The organism is Sporosarcina sp. FSL K6-3457 (assembly GCF_038007285.1).
GTDB lineage: Bacteria > Bacillota > Bacilli > Bacillales_A > Planococcaceae > Sporosarcina.
Window position 1 is genome coordinate 1 of sequence record NZ_JBBOWX010000003.1, and the last position, 19,248, is coordinate 19,248.

Annotated in this window: 17 protein-coding genes; 13 read left to right on the plus strand and 4 right to left on the minus strand. The window is 41.2% G+C overall.

Going from position 1 to position 19,248, the window contains the following annotated elements; translation table 11 throughout:
- Positions 1-780 precede the first annotated feature (780 nt).
- Positions 781-2,532 (minus strand): B12-binding domain-containing radical SAM protein, encoded by a 1,752-nt coding sequence (locus tag N1I80_RS23120; protein ID WP_340740335.1) that lies wholly within the window; start codon positions 2,530-2,532, stop codon positions 781-783.
- A gap of 190 nt (positions 2,533-2,722) precedes the next feature.
- Between N1I80_RS23120 and N1I80_RS23125 the strand changes: the two genes are divergently transcribed.
- Both N1I80_RS23125 and N1I80_RS23130 read left to right on the plus strand, forming a co-directional pair.
- Positions 2,723-4,156, plus strand: coding sequence for an ATP-binding protein (locus tag N1I80_RS23125; RefSeq protein WP_340740336.1), 1,434 nt, complete (start codon positions 2,723-2,725; stop codon positions 4,154-4,156).
- Between the two features lie 100 nt (positions 4,157-4,256).
- Complete coding sequence (locus tag N1I80_RS23130) at positions 4,257-4,697, plus strand: MarR family winged helix-turn-helix transcriptional regulator (RefSeq protein WP_340740337.1); 441 nt, start codon at positions 4,257-4,259, stop codon at positions 4,695-4,697.
- Between the two features lie 599 nt (positions 4,698-5,296).
- Here N1I80_RS23130 and N1I80_RS23135 read toward each other — a convergent pair.
- Positions 5,297-5,956 (minus strand): hypothetical protein, encoded by a 660-nt coding sequence (locus N1I80_RS23135; protein ID WP_340740338.1) that lies wholly within the window; start codon positions 5,954-5,956, stop codon positions 5,297-5,299.
- A 48-nt stretch (positions 5,957-6,004) separates the two neighbouring features.
- Positions 6,005-6,202 carry a YkvS family protein gene (locus tag N1I80_RS23140; protein WP_445683724.1) on the minus strand — a complete coding sequence of 66 codons (198 nt, stop codon included), beginning with the start codon at positions 6,200-6,202 and terminating at the stop codon, positions 6,005-6,007.
- A gap of 351 nt (positions 6,203-6,553) precedes the next feature.
- On the opposite strand from N1I80_RS23140, the gene N1I80_RS23145 reads away from it, so the two are divergent.
- Positions 6,554-6,709 (plus strand): aspartyl-phosphate phosphatase Spo0E family protein, encoded by a 156-nt coding sequence (locus N1I80_RS23145; RefSeq protein ID WP_340740339.1) that lies wholly within the window; start codon positions 6,554-6,556, stop codon positions 6,707-6,709.
- 204 nt (positions 6,710-6,913) lie between these two features.
- Complete coding sequence (locus N1I80_RS23150) at positions 6,914-7,780, plus strand: NAD(P)-dependent oxidoreductase (protein WP_340740340.1); 867 nt, start codon at positions 6,914-6,916, stop codon at positions 7,778-7,780.
- A gap of 54 nt (positions 7,781-7,834) precedes the next feature.
- On the opposite strand, the gene N1I80_RS23155 is transcribed toward N1I80_RS23150, so the two are convergent.
- Positions 7,835-8,305 carry a YkyB family protein gene (locus tag N1I80_RS23155; RefSeq protein ID WP_340740341.1) on the minus strand — a complete coding sequence of 157 codons (471 nt, stop codon included), beginning with the start codon at positions 8,303-8,305 and terminating at the stop codon, positions 7,835-7,837.
- A 273-nt stretch (positions 8,306-8,578) separates the two neighbouring features.
- On the opposite strand from N1I80_RS23155, the gene N1I80_RS23160 reads away from it, so the two are divergent.
- The 9 genes from N1I80_RS23160 to N1I80_RS23200 all read left to right on the plus strand — a co-directional run bounded on the left by N1I80_RS23160 (position 8,579) and on the right by N1I80_RS23200 (position 19,236).
- Positions 8,579-10,633, plus strand: a complete 2,055-nt coding sequence (locus N1I80_RS23160) for a sensor domain-containing protein (RefSeq protein WP_340740342.1) — start codon at positions 8,579-8,581, stop codon at positions 10,631-10,633.
- A gap of 266 nt (positions 10,634-10,899) precedes the next feature.
- Positions 10,900-11,658, plus strand: a complete 759-nt coding sequence (gene fadH / locus N1I80_RS23165; RefSeq protein WP_340740343.1) for a 2,4-dienoyl-CoA reductase — start codon at positions 10,900-10,902, stop codon at positions 11,656-11,658.
- Between the two features lie 59 nt (positions 11,659-11,717).
- Positions 11,718-11,951 carry a hypothetical protein gene (locus tag N1I80_RS23170; RefSeq protein WP_340740344.1) on the plus strand — a complete coding sequence of 78 codons (234 nt, stop codon included), beginning with the start codon at positions 11,718-11,720 and terminating at the stop codon, positions 11,949-11,951.
- A 103-nt stretch (positions 11,952-12,054) separates the two neighbouring features.
- Positions 12,055-12,495, plus strand: coding sequence for a cyclic-di-AMP-binding protein CbpB (gene cbpB / locus N1I80_RS23175; RefSeq protein WP_340740345.1), 441 nt, complete (start codon positions 12,055-12,057; stop codon positions 12,493-12,495).
- A 133-nt stretch (positions 12,496-12,628) separates the two neighbouring features.
- Positions 12,629-14,068, plus strand: coding sequence for an MDR family MFS transporter (locus N1I80_RS23180; RefSeq protein WP_340740371.1), 1,440 nt, complete (start codon positions 12,629-12,631; stop codon positions 14,066-14,068).
- Complete coding sequence (locus N1I80_RS23185) at positions 14,055-14,939, plus strand: LysR family transcriptional regulator (RefSeq protein ID WP_340740346.1); 885 nt, start codon at positions 14,055-14,057, stop codon at positions 14,937-14,939. Before N1I80_RS23180 ends, N1I80_RS23185 begins: the two co-directional genes overlap by 14 nt.
- 93 nt (positions 14,940-15,032) lie before the next feature.
- The gene (locus N1I80_RS23190; RefSeq protein ID WP_340740347.1) at positions 15,033-17,456 is read left to right on the plus strand and encodes a hypothetical protein; all 2,424 of its coding nucleotides are present in this window, start codon (positions 15,033-15,035) and stop codon (positions 17,454-17,456) included.
- A complete protein-coding gene (locus N1I80_RS23195) occupies positions 17,453-18,382 on the plus strand; it encodes an ABC transporter ATP-binding protein (RefSeq protein ID WP_340740348.1) in 930 nt (309 codons plus the stop codon). Before N1I80_RS23190 ends, N1I80_RS23195 begins: the two co-directional genes overlap by 4 nt.
- 2 nt (positions 18,383-18,384) lie before the next feature.
- Positions 18,385-19,236, plus strand: coding sequence for an ABC transporter permease (locus N1I80_RS23200; protein ID WP_340740349.1), 852 nt, complete (start codon positions 18,385-18,387; stop codon positions 19,234-19,236).
- Positions 19,237-19,248 lie beyond the last annotated feature (12 nt).

A 19,248-nucleotide genomic window follows, 5' to 3' on the forward strand; every position in this document is an offset into this window, starting at 1 on the left:
TCTATACGATTACCGGGCTTTTTATGTATAGGGATGCGACTTCACCGCATCCCTATACATTTTTCTGGTAATTGTGTGGTAGTCGTTCATCCATCGCTCTCCAAAAACACTTATACACAAAGTGCTAATGCTTTTAGGGAAGAAAGAATAGCTGACTTTTTACTTGGATAAAAGCCGCCACGAAGAACGGCTTTTGCGAACAATGTTTTCCGCGACCTAAAGGGAGTGAAGGCGAACCGTCGAGAGTAGTTGGATAGGTGCCTTAATTTCTGCAAAGAACGCAGAAATACGGCAAATCGAACCCTACGCTGTTCGATTGGCTGAAGCTTTTACCATGGTCCTTCCCACTGTTATTTTAGGAAGTGTCACATTCTTATAAAACTTGCTAAAAGTAGAGTGGGGGCACCTTATACAAAGTACCAGAGTGCCCGAAATTGCATCTTCGGGCACTTACTCCCTATAGAAAAAGTCATCTATTCTTTTCTTTCCAAGCAACTGCATTTTTCACTTGAACGTTGTAGGTACGCGACAGGCGACTATTCATAACAAGATGACCGAAAAAGGGTGGCTAGAAATGACGAAGTCGTTTCTAGCCACCCTTGCTCCTCGGTAATTATGTCGTAAATATGTTGCCGAAAGCGAACCGGAAATGCACCAGTGAAAATGGAGGTTTCCAAGCCTTTACTTACCTGTGATTTATGCAATTAAATGGTTAATCAATAGACGTGTAGAAAAACACAAATAAGGCTGTCCCTATTTTCAGGGGACAGCCTTATTTGATTATGAAATGGCAACGGTTTGATTGAAAAACAGAAACGTAGGCTGTTCCCCATGCTTAAACACCGTTACAAGATAGCCAGATGCTTTTTCTACGATCCCAATTTCCGCGTCTTCTGGATTGACTGCAATCGGTGTGATGAATGTCTGTTTACGGATATTGCGGGCTGTTAAGCTATAGGATGCAAAGCCTTCGCCTAGAATAGTTGGGTCATTGAGCAATTGCTGCTCAATTGCTACAAGCTCATCTGCGGGCATATCATCCTGCCACCATACTTTTCGTGGCTGGAATTTATGGTGTGCCAGGTAATCTAATTTCATAAGACTCTGTGTGACGGTCATATCAGCTTGACCATCTTTTTCTAAAAAATCATTCAGACGGGTAAATAAGTCTTCTAGCTGATGTCCAATTCTTGACCAGCCCTTTGTTTCCCAGTACGTCCCAAATTGTTGGAAGAAGTCGAACGGCGTTTCAAAAACCTCAGATACGAGATATTCGACAGTGCGTGGCAAACGATTGTCGTTCCAATACTTTTCGAGGACATCTTCTGTGTGCTTGATGCGTATAATATCATCGAATGATAGCACATTGTTGGAAAATATCTCATAAGGCGCTTGGTCGACAAATGTGTAACCGTATTGCTCAGCTTGGATACGCAATCCAGTTCCACGTAGTAATTTTAAGAAGCCGAGCTGTAATTCCTCTGGTCGCATGGCGAAAACCTCATTGAATGTGTTGCGGAAAGAAGCGTAATCTTCTTCAGGCAATCCGGCAATCAAGTCCAGATGCTGGTCAATTTTACCGCCTTCTTTGACCATCGTTACTGTACGAGATAATTTTTCAAAGTTTTGGCGTCGCTGTACAAGCTCGTTTGTTAGGTCATTTGTAGATTGCACACCAATCTCGAAGCGGAATAGTCCAGCAGGCGCATTATCATTCAAGAAGTGGATAACTTCCGGTCGCATAATGTCTCCGGTAATTTCAAATTGGAATACCGTTCCTGGGACATGTTCATCAATCAAAAATTGAAACATTTCCATTGCATAGCTTCTACTAATATTGAATGTCCGATCGACGAACTTGATGGTTTTGGCCCCATTCGCCATTAAATAGCGAATATCGTCTTTAATGGCATCGCGATTGAAGTAGCGAACGCCAACTTCAATGGAGGACAGACAAAACTGGCAAGAAAATGGGCAGCCACGGCTTGTTTCGATATACGTTACGCGTTTGCCGAGCTCGGCTATATCCTCGTCGAAGCGAAAAGGACTAGGGAGTTCCCGTAAGTCTAATTTAGGTCCCGGCGCGGTAAACTTTTGTTGGTTATCTTTCCGATAGGCAATCCCTTGAACAGTCGACAAATCAGCTGTTCCAGCATAGGCGTCTAGCAGCTGTTTAAACGTTCTTTCCCCTTCGCCAATGACGATGACATCGATTTCTGGTACACGCTCCAACCAAAAGTCATAGTCATACGTTACTTCAGGTCCGCCGGCGATGATTTTGACATCTGGCTTTACTTTCTTTAACATGCGTATCACTTTAATTGTTTCTTCAACGTTCCAGATATATAGACTAAAGCCCACAATGTCTGGTGTTTTTTGGTACAAATCTGATACAATATTCATCGTAGGATCTTTAATGGTATATTCGGCAAGGACCGAGTTATACTCGGGTAACGCATATGATTTCAAATAGCGGATGGCTAGGTTTGTGTGAATATATTTAGCATTTAATGTTGAAAGTACAATGTTCATAGTTCTAGTCCTCTTTTCTTTTATGTTATTTCAATATGGCTATATTTGAAGTTAGGTGAAAAGGTCTATATCCATTGCATCAAGGATATGGAATAATCTGAATTAGTGGCGTTTTGCATAAATTTGACCTTTCTGCATGAATCATTGATATTTTTCATACTGTCTTGAAACAGGATCAGGAGGAATACACTTGAAATGTAAAAAGGAAAAGGTAATGAAACATATCTCTTTTTTATTGAATGATGCAAGTAAACCGGGCGTAGTTTTTGACCTTGAAGGAACATTATTATATGTGAATAATACATTCCATGAAGAATTTGGTGTAGAAGGGACAGGGAATATTAAACAATTCATTGTCGAATCCTCTACTGATATATGGGATGAAATCATAAGTTGTGTACATGAATCCGAGCAAAAAATAGTGGATATGAATATTCGGATAGACCAAGATAGAATACAGGCTGTTAAAGTACGTCTTATGTATTTTGACGATGTTCATCAAATTATCGCGTTATTTGATGTTTTGCATCACAAGGATAATCTAGCAGAAAGAACTTATATACACGCATTTCGTAACTCGGATAGTTTCATGGCTATTGTCGATCTAGAAGGAACTATACACGATGTCAATGAGATGCATACTGAATTTTTTAATGTACCAAAAGATTACTTTGTTGGCAAGGATGCTAGTGTAATTATAAAGCTTTTTCAAGAAGATACTGACTCACTAATTGCTTACAAGAAAGATATAGATATATACGGTTACGCAGAAGAAACGAAAAGGTATGAGCGCTCAGTTGAAGATGTGAGATATTATCATATCTCAACCTTTTTCGATAGTGAGACGAAAACGTATTTGATTCGCATGGATGATCGGACTGAGAAAATGATTCTTGAGGAACGTTTGGCCCGTTCTGGCTCATTATCAACGGTAGGTGAATTGGCAGCGAGTATTGCACACGAAATTAGAAATCCGATGACGACGTTAAAAGGGTTTGTTCAATTGTTGAAGCTATCTGCCAATGATGATGCGCTAAAATACCTTGCTGTGATTGATGATGAAATAGCGAGAATGGAATCGATATTGAGTGAGATGCTCATTCTGTCCAAACCTGGTTTGGATAAAAAGACGGTATTTTCACTGGAATTATTAGTGGCTGATATGGTTCAGGTGATGTATCCAAAAGCATTGTTGGAAAATATCACAATCGAACAAAAAGAAACTGACGCGCAAAGTACCTTGATTAATGCCAATGCTAATAAAATCAAACAAGTGCTACTGAACATATTCAAAAATGCGTTTGAAGCGATGTCTTCAGGCGGCACCCTTACAACCTCTATCGAACTGAAGGAAGCGGAGCAACTTGTTTTGCGTATTTCTGATACAGGTAAAGGAATGAATGCAAATCAAATAAATCGAGTATTTATGCCGTTCTTTACGTGTAAACCAGAAGGAACGGGGTTAGGGCTACCATTTGTTCTGAAAACAATTGAAGAACATGGTGGCTCCGTTTTAGTTGAAAGCGAAGTTGATAAAGGTACGACCTTCATAGTAACATTTCCACTGGTAATTGCCCATATTTCGGGTTTAGTGCTTGATGAGAAAAAGTTATTATCATCGTGACGAATCATGCTACGGATTTTCTGTCCTTTTGACACAAGGGGCCGCTTACCGTTATAATAGTGGCGACTCTTGAACGGGATACAAAAGGTGGGACGGAAAAATGAGCAAAGATACAGAACGAGCATTAAAGTTATTTATTGTCCTTTCGAGGGCAAGTAAGGTGATTTTAGAGGAAGCACATATACCAAGTAACAAATACGGACTTAATCCGACTGAATTCGCTGTCCTTGAACTACTTTATCATAAAGGAAGACAACCTATTCAGAAAATCGGTCAAAAGATATTACTGGGAAGTGGGTCAATGACCTACGTTGTTGATAAGCTTGAAAAGCGAGGATTATTAGAACGTGTTTTTTGTGCAGAAGATAAGAGGATTACCTATATGTCGATTACACCTGAAGGAGTCGATTTAATGACGTCAATCTTCCCGGAGCATGCAGAAAATATCGAATCTATTATGGGTTCTTTGACAGTGGAAGAGCAAGAAATAGCTATTAGTTTAATCCGAAAGCTAGGCTTGTCCGTAAAAAATCTATCTTGAGAAACGGTATCTCACTAATGAGTGCCGTTTTTTGTATGCTGGATTTGTAGAGTAGATTTGAACTACTCCCATTTATAGAAGTGGGAGATTCCTGCTAACATAAGACTAACGTCTAGTTATTTTAGCAGGCTCTATCCGTAGTCCCTACGGTGAGAACTTGAAAGTTTTGTACGTTGCACTCAAACGTCTAGCGACTGCTTGGTTTTCGCTTTTCGGCTAGACGGGGCGATTAGAACGTTGAAAATTTTACGTGACAGACGTATTTCCTGTCACAACCTCATATCTTCAGTTTTCAAAGTGCAATCTGTACAACTTTATTGTAGTATGTATGTTCTGGTTGCGCAACAATTTTGGCTATCGCCAACCGACATTCATCTACCACTTATCGTAGGGCTACGCCCTGCACACGATTGAAGAGAGAGTCTTCTGTCGGATAACGATAAAAAGCCGTATGGATTATCCATACGGCTCATTTTAACTTGATTCAGCAGAAGTCCCCCCACTTCTATAGGGGAGAAATTTAGTTCCATTTCTCCTTAGTGGCGGGATGAATGCCAGAAAAGCATTTCAATCAGAGGGAGTTCAAAATCCCAACGCAATTATTTAGCAACAATCGTTTCACCCATGTGTAGGAAGTTTGAGAAATGCTCTTCTTTCAGGGAATCGAAAATAGTAAGCCGAATGATCATACCTTCACGTTCGAAGATGATTCCTGTAACAGGTCCATTTTCAGCTTGTACGGATAAGGCTTTTACCTTTTCAATCCCGTCGCCAGTGGGAAGAGATGCCGCATCAGTCAATTCAGTTGGAGTGCTTCCACCACTTGCTGCTTCAAGTACCATCCCCATATTTTCAACAAGGTAGTCATAAGTACCTTCTTCTTTGACAGTTGTTTCAATTCGCATAAAGTGTGATCCATCTGCATTAGAGAATAGACTATCTTTACCCGGTTCTTCACTCGTTAATGTGTAGTCTGGTAGTACAGCAATCGCGTAGTCCTGTGCGTCACTGTCTGTCAGTGTCTCTACCTTTAGATTGTCGTCTTGGCCTTCTGATGGATTGTCAGGTGTTTCAGACTCGACTGGATCAGTCACCTCTGGCTCCTCAACAGTTCCTGGGTCTACTTCCACTTCTTCTACTTGATCTGGAACTTCATTTGTATTGCTATCTGGATTTTCATTGCTAGTATCTGTACCGCACGCGGTAAGTAGCAAGGCGGTCGCGATTGCTGCATATAAAAGATTCCATTTGCTCTTCATCGAAAACCCCTCCTTCACTCAATTGGACGTATCAGATATGTTAATGTTTCATTCCTTGATTTGACCTTCACCATGGATGATTGTGTAGCGTTTGTGGTTAATGACGGTTTTTTCTTCAAGTCCGAGCTCCTCAAAGTTTTCCATATATGTAAGGTCTACAATGACTGAGTTCTCATTTACTTTTTCCACAATCCCTTGTAGTCCATCTTTGAATTCAATAATATTTCCAACTGCTGCGATTAACATTATATAACAACTCCTTTATGAATAGTCTAGATTTTGGCACCCCAATGGCTGAAACCTTTTTCTATAATCCTTTATAGTGTGCCTTAAAAATAGTGTGGCGTAAAGTGTTTTCTGTTTTATTTTCATCCGTCGCATTCCAAAAACACCGATACATTGAGTGAGCGCTGCTTAGTTTTGTCGACTTCACCGAAAGCGAACCGAAAATGATCTAGTGAAAAGGTAGTGTTCAAGCCTTTATTTGTCTATGATTTATTCCGGTAAATGGTTAGTCAACAGACATGGCTTTTTATATAAGCATTCCTGTATAATATGGAAGTAGCTATGTGTTTTTCCGTGGATGGAGGGGTTGTCTTGGAGCGGAGCTTAGAAGAGGAAATTGAACTAATGCGTGAAGCCATGATGGATGCAGCGGATAAGGATGGACTAACCGCCGATGAAACAATAGAGTTCAGTAGAAAACTCGACAGCCTCATCAACCAGTTTGATAAGCGAAGGGACTTCTATTGAAAAATAAAAAAATTTTTTAAGAAGATGTTTAAAGTGTCGAAAGAACGGGGAAATTACTATTGAACACAGCAACATTCTCATTTCCCCCTTTTGAGGGCGGTCCCTAACACAGGGTCCGTTCTCCTTTTTTTTGCCTACAGGATGGAAAATAGAATATGCTCTGATAAAATGAAGGAAAGAAAAATTAAATAGGGGGAGATTTTGTTGAAGAATGGTAAAGTTGCTTTTATTGGTACGGGCGTTATGGGAGCTAGTATTGTTAAACATTTGCTGCAGGCGGAATACGAAGTGGCTGTTTATACTAGAACAAAAGTAAAAGCGGAGCCGCTTGTTGAGGCAGGCGCTGTTTGGGCGGAAACTGTGGGGGAAGTAGTGACGGGGGCAGACCTTATATTTACAATGGTTGGGTATCCGACAGATGTTGAAGAGGTTTACTTTGGTGAGGGAGGCATTTTTGCGAATGGTAAAGCAGGTCAGGTTGTTATCGATATGACAACGTCAAGTCCTGCACTTGCGAAGCAGATTGCTGAACAGGCTGCTATGCTGAAAATGGCATCCATTGATGCACCTGTATCAGGCGGGGATGTTGGCGCGAAGAATGGGACACTGTCAATTATGTGTGGGGGAGAAGAGCAGGTATTCGACAAAATTCTACCTGTGTTATCTGTCTTTGGGAAACAGATTGTTTACCAAGGTGTGGCAGGAGCTGGACAACATACGAAAATGTGTAACCAGATTGCAATTGCGACCAATATGATTGGTGTCTGTGAAGCGCTTGCTTATGCAGAACATGCAGGGCTTGAGGCTGAAACAGTATTAGCGTCTATTTCATCGGGGGCGGCGGGTTCTTGGTCATTATCCAATTTGGCGCCTCGCATGTTACAGGGAGATTTTGAACCAGGATTTTATGTGAAACATTTTTTTAAGGATATAAATATTGCGTTGAGAGAAGCGGAGGCTATGCAATTAGCGCTTCCAGGCCTTCAGCTTGCACGGGATATGTACGATAAGCTCGTACTACAAGGCTACAGCGACAAAGGGACACAGGCGCTTTATAAAAGTTATAGCTAATCCAGTGAAATAGAAGAGGCGAATCATACCGTATGTCGGAATGATTCGCCTTTCTCATTTCCCATCCAAATATGAGGAACGGAAGTTTTGGCTGTTTTGTATCGTATGAATGGATTTTTTCGGTACGACTTTTGCTTTTTGCTTCACCACTGTTATCGGGCGAGGGGGATCGACATAAGTGGAAAGAAGCTCACGTGCCGTTTTTAGGCTCATACGTTCTTGTGGGTTACGAGTAGTCGGATCTTGTTGGCCGAGGTGTGGAAGTGTGTTGAAGTCTTCTTTTTCCGGGATTGTATGGAAGAGGAAATCGTCACAACGGACGAGTACAGTGGAATGCTGCTTGCTGAACTTTGGATTGTCGACAAAATGTAATCCGATTTTTTCGGCATTGCCTGAATGAAGAAGTTTGTCGATAGCCATTTTTTTTAGCGAATAAAGTTGTTTGTTGTCTGGGGCTGTTTTAGCATGTCGATTTACTGTGTAAATGGCAATGGCTAATTGGCGAGTAGATTGATCATTTTTCAAAAATAATTCTCCTTTTACAAAAGTAGATGATTATATATGTTCTGATAATAACAAGAAAGTGATAAATTGTACAATTTTCGATAAATTAATTTACCAAAATAGTTCATTTCATTGTGAAAAAACAGTATACTGGTAGAGGTTGTATCAATATAGTACCAATATCGATACATATCTACATCATATTGGTGCATTCTAATATAGAAATACAAAGCAGATATGTCAATAAAATAGTTGTAAAAATTAGGATATGCCTATAGCAAACGGAGGTACCTTATGGGACACATTGCGGTAAAAGGTCTTTTTGAAAAAATTATTGAGTCCTATATTTTTGAACATTCTTTCAATATGTTCATCATTATTGGCAAAAACAATCAGAATGATTTCGATGTTCTTTATGCTAATTCATTGGCGATCCAGTGCTTTTCAGAAGAAATAAATCAATCAGCATCCTGTTTTTTCGGAGACTTTTGGAAACCTATTAACCGTAAACTAAGAAAGTTACCATCGAATTCTACATACAAAACAGAAGTTAACGTGATAAAAAATAAAGAACGTATATTATACGAAATTGATTTGCAGCACCGTACAGTTGACTCTGGAAATGAGTTTGTCTGCATTGGATTACGTGAACGAATGGATATTTTTGCAGATAGGGAAAGTCTAACAATGTTAGAACATAAATATACATCAGTGATCGATCATAATTTGGATCCGATTATTACAATCAATAAGAAGTTAAAAATTATCAACGCAAATCGGGCAGTTCATGAAGTATTTGGTTACCGATTTAAGGAACTTTCCGATCGTTCCATTTTAAATCTTATTGGGGATGATGAAGCTGAAGATTTCCAATTGTTTTTTCTTCAGGCATTAAGTGGTGAATCCATTGAGATGGAGGGATCAACTCTATTCCATAAAGGCGGTTGCTTATTACCGACCTATTTAAAAGCAATCCCTGTTGTTATTGATGGAGTTGTTGAAGAAATTCATATGATATTCCGGGATACATCTGTTCATCAAGCAAATGATGAGAAACTTCAATTTCTATCTTATCATGACCAGTTAACAGGTTTGTGGAATCGCAGGGCAATGAATGAGCATTTTGACGAAGATGCTACTAGTGCATTAAAGAACAAAGAAAGATTGTCTGTTATACATGTGGGCATTGATCGTTTTAAGCTGATTAATGAATCGCTTGGTCAAAACGGTGGAGATGAAATTTTAAAGATGGTTGCGGAGCGGTTGAAAATGATCTGCCCTGCATCAGCAAGACTTTATCGTAACAGCAGTGATGAATTTATCATTTCAATGAAAAATCATTCTGTTTCAAAAACAGAAAACTTCTCACAAAAGATACTAAATGATTTTGGGAAACCATTTTATTACAATCATCAGGAGTATTTTATTTCTGCGTCAATTGGAATTTCAGTGTATCCGGAGGATGGGAAAACACTGGAGGCGCTGCTACGGAAATCGGAACAGGCTTTAACCTATGTCAAGGATCGTGGACGTGCGCATTATCGTTTCTATGGTGTGGAGATGAATTCAGTATTCCCTGATGAAGTACTCATGGAATCACATTTACGTCGAGCTATTGAGTTAGATGAGCTGGCTATTCACTATCAACCACAGGTTGATTTGAAAACGGGACATATTGGCAGCTTTGAAGCGCTCCTTCGCTGGAACAATCGTAAATTTGGTTTTGTGTCTCCAGCGCATTTTATCCCAATTGCTGAAGAGTCTGGTCTTATTCATGGAATTGGGGATTGGGTGCTGGACCAAGTGTGTAGCCAGTTGAAAGAATGGCAGAACAAAGGGTTTAAGCCAGTCAGAATTGCAGTGAATATTTCTCCAAAACAATTTAGGATGGAAAACTTTGTAGATAAACTGAAAAAGAAAATTATAAGATATGGTATTATCCCTTGTTCATTGGAAGTGGAAATCACGGAAAGTGCTTTAACAAACAGGGATGAGACATTGGCGATTTTGAATGAGTTGAAAAAAATCGGTATCTTTATTTCAGTAGATGATTTTGGGACAGGGTATTCTTCACTAAGTTATTTAAAGCAATATCCGATTGACATTATTAAAATTGACCGCTCATTTATTAAAGATATTGAAACTGATCCGAAGAATGAAGCAATTGCCAAGACGATCATTAACTTAGCCCATAATCTTGGGATGGAAGTTATTGCGGAAGGTGTCGAAAAGGACTTGCAGGCAAGTATTTTGCTAGGGGCAAACTGTCAAAAAGCGCAAGGGTTTTTATACAGTAAGGCAATCCCAGTAGAGGAGCTTGTTGAAAGATATTTTGTTTATAGTGTGTAACAGTTAACACGGTCAGCGAGCCCCATTCGTTGTCCGTGTTTTTGTACTCGTCTAGGCTCCAGCGCCTAGGGACTCGGAGGCTCACAGGATGTGAGTTACACAGTCATTGCCGCAGGACGCGGCGAACTTAGACTGTGTCCCTTAACAGCCAATCCATCTTATGCCTGTCGCCCCTGAACAGGCGCTTGCGCTTTTGTACTCGTCATGTATTCTGGAACATGGTACAATTATGAATGAATATTCATTCATAATAAGGGGGAATTGGTATGTTTAACGAAAAAGTCATTATCGTAACGGGTGGATCGAATGGAATGGGGAAGTATATGGCGAAGAAATTCGCAGCTGAAGGTGCACAAGTTATTATTACAGGTAGAGATTTAGATAGGCTGAAGGCAGCTCAAGAAGAAATTGGAGAGCGCGCACACCTATTTCAGATGGATGTGCGGAATGTTGAATCTGTCGAAGCGATGGTTGCTTTTACTGATTCGACATTTGGGCGGATTGATGGACTGGTGAATAATGCAGCAGGAAATTTCATTGTACGGGCAGAGGAGTTATCGCCAAATGGTTGGAAGTCGGTCATTGATATTGTGTTGAATGGTACGTTTTACTGTTCGAGTGCTGTTGGCAAGTATTGGATTGAAAAAAATCAAAAAGGGGCGATTTTGAATATGCTGGCGACTTATGCATGGGATGCCGGTCCTGGGGTTGTGCATTCCGCAGCAGCTAAAGCGGGTGTGATGTCATTAACGCGTACATTAGCTGTTGAATGGGGTAGACAATATGGAATCCGTGTCAATGGCATTGCGCCGGGGCCGATTGATCGTACGGGTGGTGCGGAAAAGCTATGGGAGTCGGAAGAGGCGGCAAAACGCACACTCGCATCGATTCCACTTGGACGTCTCGGGCAGCCAGAAGAAATTGCAGAGCTAGCTGCGTTCATCATGTCTGATAAGGCATCGTATATGAATGGCGAAATCGTCACATTAGATGGTGGGCAGTGGTTGAACCAATTTCCGTTTTAACTTTATGGTTAACATTTTAAATTCAGCACATCCTACGGTTACGAGGAGTGATATGCTGTATGGATATGTGGATTATCCCAATGATTATTGTAGTTGCGATTATTTGTGCAATAGGGCTGGCATCGACGCGGAAATGGCAGCGGTCAGATGCTGCGGTTGATGGTCAAGATAGTGCTATCCCGAAAGCGATTGAAGAACATCCATTTACATTGAATCCAATTATTTGGGTTATTCTCGTCGCGGCAATGTTCATATTTATTGTTATATTTTATTATGCAACCTCTTCTTATTAGAAGGGGTTTCTTTTTCGATTTAAGGTCTGCGTACCCTTTTTATGATATGATAGATATGTAGCTGCTACATTGAACAGCGTAGCTACAGAGGGAGCTGATTTACATGATTTCTGTAAATAACAGGGATTTTCTTTTTACACCAATTGTGGATTATATCATTTCATCTGAAAAAGTTGCACACCTTCAGGTCGGCAATAACGCAGAGCATGCTCTTCTTGTGTTAACCAAAACTGGTTATTCAGCTTTGCCGGTCCTCGACTCAAAATATCATTTAAAGGGATTGCTTGGAATAGGGATGATTACGGATTCTATTTTGGGGCTTGAACGGATTGAATATGAACGACTCGCCGATTTAAAAGTCGATTCAATTATGCAAACTGATATTCCCTATATAAAGACGACAGACCGATTCCAAAAAGGCTTAGACCTTCTTATCAACCATACTTTCCTTTGTGTAGTGGAGGAAGATGGGACGTTTGCGGGTATATTAACACGACGAGTTATTTTAAAGCAATTCAAAAAATATATCTATTCCGTTGAATAAGACAATGAAAGGCTCCGTAAATGGGGCCTTTTTCTGTTATGTCTAGACTCCGGGTGCAATTGATTTGAAAGGGGAATAAAGAACTGTGAATACTAACAAAGTGACAAATCGCCCACTGGTACTCATTTCTGTTATGTTAGCGATGTTTGTTGGGGCGGTAGAGGCAACAATTGTAACGACGGCTATGCCAGCAATTGCCTCGGATCTTGGAGGTTTTTCAAGATATAGTTGGATATTTTCTGCTTATTTGCTGACGAGTACGGTCACTGTCCTTATTTATGGTAAGTTAGCTGATTTATTTGGGAGAAAGCCGATTCTATTTATCGGTTTGACAATATTTTTGATAGGCTCTATTCTTTGCGGCTTTGCTATTTCGATGGAGCAGTTAATCGTCTTTCGGCTTATTCAAGGCTTGGGAGCAGGTGCAGTTATGCCAATTGCGACGACGATTGTTGGTGATATTTATACAACCGAAGAACGAGCGAAGATTCAAGGGTATTTAGCAAGTGTTTGGGGAATTTCTGCTGTGTCAGGCCCTGTCATTGGTGGGCTTATTGTTCAATATGTAAATTGGAAATTCGTCTTTTGGGTCAATGTGCCGCTCGGTATTCTTGCTATACTTGGTATCCTATTATTTCTTCATGAACCGAAACGACAGAACAAGGTTTCAATCGATTATAAGGGTGCGGCACTCCTCACTTTATCGCTATCGGCTATTTTGTTTTGGCTCAGTGAAAGTGGGCAATCGTTTAACCGAATTTCCTTAATAAGTATGTTGTTAATTGTTGCGGGTCTCGTATTGTTTATGTTATTTATCAAGATAGAACGACAGGCAAAAGATCCAATGATGCCGTTTGTTATTTGGAAAAATCCCGTTATTTTATATGCGAATCTTGTTTCGCTGACAACAGGTGTTATTTTAATTGGCATATCATCCTATTTACCGACTTTCGTGACAGGCGTCATGGAACAACCTGCGATTATTGCCGGCTTTACATTGACTGCGATGTCAATCGGCTGGCCGATTGCGTCATCCGTTGCCGGACATTTGCTAATCCGTTATGGCACATTTGTTGTGTCATTTATAGGAGGGCTGTCGCTTGTTCTCGGCACAATGCTATTTGTATGGATGAATGCCAGCTCGGGTCCATGGTGGGCGGCGATGGCGAGCTTTTTTGTTGGTATCGGCATGGGATTGACAAGTACGTCGTTTATCGTAACGATCCAAGGTGCGGTCTCTCGAGAACGGCGGGGATCTGCGACTGCAGCAAATATGTTCATGCGAAATTTTGGAAATACAATTGGCGCTGCCCTGTTTGGAGCCGTTTTGAATGGTTCATTGATGGCTCACTTCAATAAAGAACAAGCAGATGTGAGTTTAGAAGATATCAATCTATTGTTGACGGAAGAAAACCGAGGAATATTACTACAAGAACAGCTATTTGTATTGCAAGATGCCTTGGATAATTCCTTACAATGGGTTTATATTACGGTTGCTGCCTTTGCAGTTATTAGTTTGTTGCTTATATTACGGATACCACGTGGAAAGGGGTTATTACATGACAACGACTGAACTTGAAATTATTAAAGCGCTCGCTGAAGAAGGCAATATGCGGAAAGCAGCAGAACGGCTATTTTTATCGCAACCGGCACTTTCTCAGCGGTTGCAAACGATTGAAAAAGAGTGGGGAACTTTGTTGTTCATCCGCTCACAGAAAGGGCTTGAACCGACACCAGCAGGTGAATTGGTCATTGACCATGCTAGAGAAACCATTTTGAAGAAGGAAGAGACGTTTGCCATGATTGCCTCAATGGCGGATAAAGTACATGGAACATTGAAAATTGCTTGTGCGTCTATCGTAGGGCAGACATGGCTACCGCAAGTATTGAAAGAATATGTTCAGATGTATCCGGATGCTAAAATTTCGCTTATGACAGGCTGGAGCTCGGAAATTGTGAAGGCTTTGTATGAAGGAGAAGCACATGTGGGCATTGTGCGTGGGCAAGTAGATTGGAAGAGTCGAAAAAATTATTTGTTCCGCGATCATCTTTATTTGGTAGATCGAGAAATTACATCCATTGATGAGTTGAAGGATACAGATCGGCCGTTCATCCAATTTAAAAGTGATTCAAACTATTTCATGGAAATTCAACGCTGGTGGCAGCGCCATTTTCCAAAAAATCCGGGGCGTCAAATTACTGTCGATCAGATCGAAACGTGTAAGCAGCTGGCGCTAAATGGGATTGGCTATGCGATTTTACCGTCCATTACATTGACAGGTGATGAGGATGTCAATAAAATGCCGTTGTTGAACAGTGAAGAGGAGTTTGAGCTGACGCGTGATACGTGGCTGATAGGGTATGAGTCATCATTTGCGTTAAAACAAGTAGATGCCTTCGCACAGATTGTTCAAATGCATGCTAAAAGATTACAGAAAGATTGAGAATAATAAGGAAATATGGAACTTTGATTGGTTTTGTTCGTACTAATAGAGAAGTATGATTATGGTAATTAGTATTGACAGGGGGGGATGGCTGTGTGGAAGAAGTTTGCGTTGTTTGTAACATTTCTGATGGCAACGATTATTTTTATTCCAACTGCGACGGCGCTTGCTGCACCAGAATTGAAGGTCAGTGTGGCGATAGGGCTTGATGGTAAAGCGAAGTACGGCAAAGGTGGACCTGTTACGGTAACGATTGAAAATACAGGAACAGCTTTTAGCGGAGATATGGTAATCGACCTAGCGTATACGTATTCGATGGGAGCCGGACAGGCGTTTCCGCTGGAAATTGGCGCAGGTGAAACGAAGACTGTATCGTTTGTAAATGGAAAAATGAATGATAATGGCCATTTCTTTGGTGCGCAGTCGACAAAATCTATCTATTTCTATGAAGGTGGCTGGCAAAAAGGGAAGGAAATTGAACATAAAGGTTCACAGCGTATTCCAACTACTTTACAGAGTGCGGATAATAAGTTTGCAGTCCAGTTTACCGATAACGTTGACCGTTTAGCGGCTTTGAAAAACGTTAGATACGGCAATTCATCGACGTTGGTTTTGGTGGATGCTGCTAAAATCGAGGAGAAAACGAAGTTTCCAGAAGAAGCAATAGGATGGGAAGCTGCCAATTTTGTCATCGTTGATGAATACCCATTGGCAGATTTATCGGCGAAGCAACAACAGGCACTGCTTGGCTGGGTACGAACAGGTGGAATTCTAGTAATGGGTGGCTCTGATAATAGTCAGGCTGAGGCGGGTTTATTTGCCGAGTATTTGCCCTTAAAGCTTCATGGTCATAAGGAAGTGAATGCGGCTCTATTGAACCGGTGGACAGCAACAGAAGGCTTTGAAGGAACAATTGCGTCGTATGAAACTGAACTAACAGCATATGCAAAACCACTTTTGGAAGTGGAGGGCGATGTGTTAGTTGCCTACAAGAAGCTCGGTGATGGTGTGATACTACAGACTTCATTCTCTGTTGGGGATAAACCGTTAGCGGAAATGGAAGGCATGACTGCATTTTGGAATACATTGTTGGCAACTGGAGAACGTATGGCACCTATAAATTCGCCATCTCCGAACTATTATTCCGAGGATCCAATGGAGGCAATCGTCTATTCCGTTGGTAATGTCAATGAATTATTTCCAGCTTTCAGGGTGTCAGCACCTATTATTTTAGGCATTATTATTTTGTATATAATTGTTATTATACCTGTCCTTTATTTCATTCTGAAAAAGAAGGATAAGCGGGAGTACACGTGGTGGATTATTCCTGCGATTGCAGTGGTCACTTCGATTGCGATTTTTGCTTATGGTGCGAAAGACCGGATTGCCCGTGCGCAAATTCAGCATACAGCTATGTTGAATGTGGCGTTGGATGGTAGTCTGACAGGTTATTATGCCGAGTCTTTACTGACGAATAAGTCGGGGAATTTTACATTTACAACAGAGCCAGAGACGACGCTATTTGCATCCAATCGCAGAGACGACATATTTGGTTCATCCTCTTCAATCGCCGTCCATAAACGCACGTTGCTTGAAAAAGATACAGCAGGCTCGACGGTACATCTTCGCAATGCAGGTTATTGGGATGTGGCGACCATTTATGGACAAACGACAGTAGAGAAGGTAGGGACCTTCGATAATCAGTTGAAGATTGAAGATAAACAATTGACAGGAACTGTGACGAATGACTTTCCATTTGCGGTGACGGATGTTGTTATTTGGTCAGGCGTACAGCAAATTGCACTTGGCGATTTAGGACCGGGAGAGACGGTTCAAGTGAATGAAACCTTGAGAACGGGCACGCTGTTACCTAGACGGACGATACTCAATTCGTATATGAACCCACAAACAGGGCAGACAGATGATTTAGCGAAGATGAGAAAAGACAGCATGTTAGCCTTTTCAGGAGAGCATATGAATAAGGCCAGTAAACCAGCGATTATTGGCTATACCGATACACAACTTGTTCCGATAGAACTCGTAAATGGTAAGCCTACGGTATCGTCTATGACAATGATTGCCCAGCCGATTGAAGTGGAAGCAGTGTTTACGAATACTGTTACAGTCGAGCCGGAAATGATGACGATGTCGGTCGTGTCTGAAACGACTTTATTTGAAGCAGATCGGGCAGGGTATCCTGCCACCGATTACTTTTTCAATGATTCGTCCTATTTACAAACTTGGCAAATACCAGAAGAACTGGTGGATAAGAATCTGACTTGGGCATCACTTGAAGTGGTGAAAATTCAAAAACAACTGTATGAGGTTAGTATTTTAAATGTCCAAACAGGGGTATTTGAGCCACAGGATGCGAGTAAATTTACGATGACTGACAAGCTAAATAATTATATAGCTTCTGATGGAACAATTACTCTTCGTTTATTTCTGAAAAACACACAGCAAGGAAACATGGGACGTGTTCCAGAGCTCAAATTGAATGGCGAGGTGGCGAAATGATTGAAATTAAAGGCCTAACAAAGAGATATGGCAAGTTTTGTGCACTGGACGATTTGAATTTGACGCTGTCGGAAGGAACTGTTTTTGGCTTTGTCGGGGCCAATGGAGCAGGGAAATCAACGACATTTCTCATTTTGGCGACATTGCTCCAGCCGACAAAGGGGGATGTGTTCATCAATGGCGTTAGCGTGCGAGAAAAACCTTCTGAGGTGCGCAAGATGATTGGTTATATGCCGGACTTCTTTGGTGTATACGATCAGTTGAAGGCAGATGAGTACCTTGATTTTTATGGTGCTAGTTATGGTATTCCGGAAGCGGAGCGCAAGGTTCTGATTCCGCAATTGCTGGAGCTGGTCAATCTATCGCATAAGCGTTATGACTATGTTGATTTATTGTCGCGGGGGATGAAGCAAAGGCTCTGTCTGGCACGGAGTCTTATCCATGATCCGAAAATACTTATTCTCGATGAACCGGCATCGGGTCTTGATCCGCGGGCCCGTGTTGAAATGAGAGATATTTTGAAAACGTTGAAAAAGATGGGCAAGACGATTTTGATTTCATCACATATTTTGCCTGAACTTGCAGAGATGTGTGATGAGATTGGTGTCATTGACAATGGGCGGCTGATTGCGCACGGCTCTGTTGCCGAGATTCAGGACCAATTACGCGGTGAGCGAGTCATTACGGCTCGGTTGGCGGGGGCAATAGAACAGGCAATTGCCTTTTTCGAGGAGGAACCATTTGTCTCTACTATTCAGCCATTGGAAGTGGGGACTGGTCTAACATTTGTTTATAAAGGAACAGAAGAAGATCAGGTGGGCCTGTTAAAAAGAGCGATACTGCATGATATTCCTCTCATTTCTTTCATGGAGCATGTCACGAATTTAGAAGATGTGTTCATGGAAATTACGAAAGGAGATGAATAACAATGAAGATGAGTTTCAATAATCCTGTCCTATTTAAAGAATTAAAGCTGCGGTTTCGATCACCCAAAAGCTTTGTGGGGATTCTGTTCTATTTAGCCGCCATGTGTGTGTTTGTTTTCGGCTTTATCTTCACGACGATGAACTTAACGGGTGTGTCGTATTTTAGACCGACTGAAAGTATGCTGCTGTTTGCTTTCTTGGCGTTTATTCAACTTGGCTTGGTGCTATTTATCACGCCGGGCTTGACGGCGGGTGCGATTAGTAGTGAACGGGAAAAGCAGACATTGCCGATTTTACTGACGACCTCTCAAAGTTCGTTTCAGATTATTTCGGGGAAGCTATTGTCATCGATTGCTTTTTTGATGTTGCTTACTGTAGCAGGCTTGCCTATCTATAGTTTAGTGTTCTTATTCGGCGGTATTTCACCGATGGATTTTGTGCGGATATTCTTTTTCTTGTTTGTGACGCTAGTAGCGGTTGGTAGTATCGGAATTCTGTTTTCTACGCTCATTCGTCGAACGATTGTGTCGATGATTGCGACGTATGGCGTGATGATATTTTTGTCTGCTGTTACTGGTTTTTTACTCATCATTGTGTTGCAGGTGACGAGGTATAATTTCAGCGGGGTGGGGCCGCTGCCAACTTCTATAGTGGGGCATGTTCTGGCATCCATTAATCCGGCGGTGCTTTTTGCTTCCATACTATCACCAGCGATGTCGGAAAGTATAATGGAAATGACGCAGGTGAAATTTCCGATTTGGATGGGTTATCTCATTTTTTACTTATCGATTACGGTAGGGGCGTTATGGTTAGCGGTGAAAAAATTACGGGTGAATATGAAAAAGTTCAAATAGATTAATCACTTG

Coding starts and splice junctions, on each gene's coding strand:
- N1I80_RS23120 (WP_340740335.1), bottom strand. CDS start 2,532: ATGAACATTGTACTTTCAACATTAAATGCTAAATATATTCACACAAAC.
- N1I80_RS23130 (WP_340740337.1), top strand. CDS start 4,257: ATGAGCAAAGATACAGAACGAGCATTAAAGTTATTTATTGTCCTTTCG.
- N1I80_RS23135 (WP_340740338.1), bottom strand. CDS start 5,956: ATGAAGAGCAAATGGAATCTTTTATATGCAGCAATCGCGACCGCCTTG.
- N1I80_RS23140 (WP_445683724.1), bottom strand. CDS start 6,202: ATGTTAATCGCAGCAGTTGGAAATATTATTGAATTCAAAGATGGACTA.
- N1I80_RS23160 (WP_340740342.1), top strand. CDS start 8,579: ATGGGACACATTGCGGTAAAAGGTCTTTTTGAAAAAATTATTGAGTCC.
- fadH (WP_340740343.1), top strand. CDS start 10,900: ATGTTTAACGAAAAAGTCATTATCGTAACGGGTGGATCGAATGGAATG.
- N1I80_RS23170 (WP_340740344.1), top strand. CDS start 11,718: ATGGATATGTGGATTATCCCAATGATTATTGTAGTTGCGATTATTTGT.
- cbpB (WP_340740345.1), top strand. CDS start 12,055: ATGATTTCTGTAAATAACAGGGATTTTCTTTTTACACCAATTGTGGAT.
- N1I80_RS23180 (WP_340740371.1), top strand. CDS start 12,629: ATGTTAGCGATGTTTGTTGGGGCGGTAGAGGCAACAATTGTAACGACG.
- N1I80_RS23185 (WP_340740346.1), top strand. CDS start 14,055: ATGACAACGACTGAACTTGAAATTATTAAAGCGCTCGCTGAAGAAGGC.
- N1I80_RS23195 (WP_340740348.1), top strand. CDS start 17,453: ATGATTGAAATTAAAGGCCTAACAAAGAGATATGGCAAGTTTTGTGCA.
- N1I80_RS23200 (WP_340740349.1), top strand. CDS start 18,385: ATGAAGATGAGTTTCAATAATCCTGTCCTATTTAAAGAATTAAAGCTG.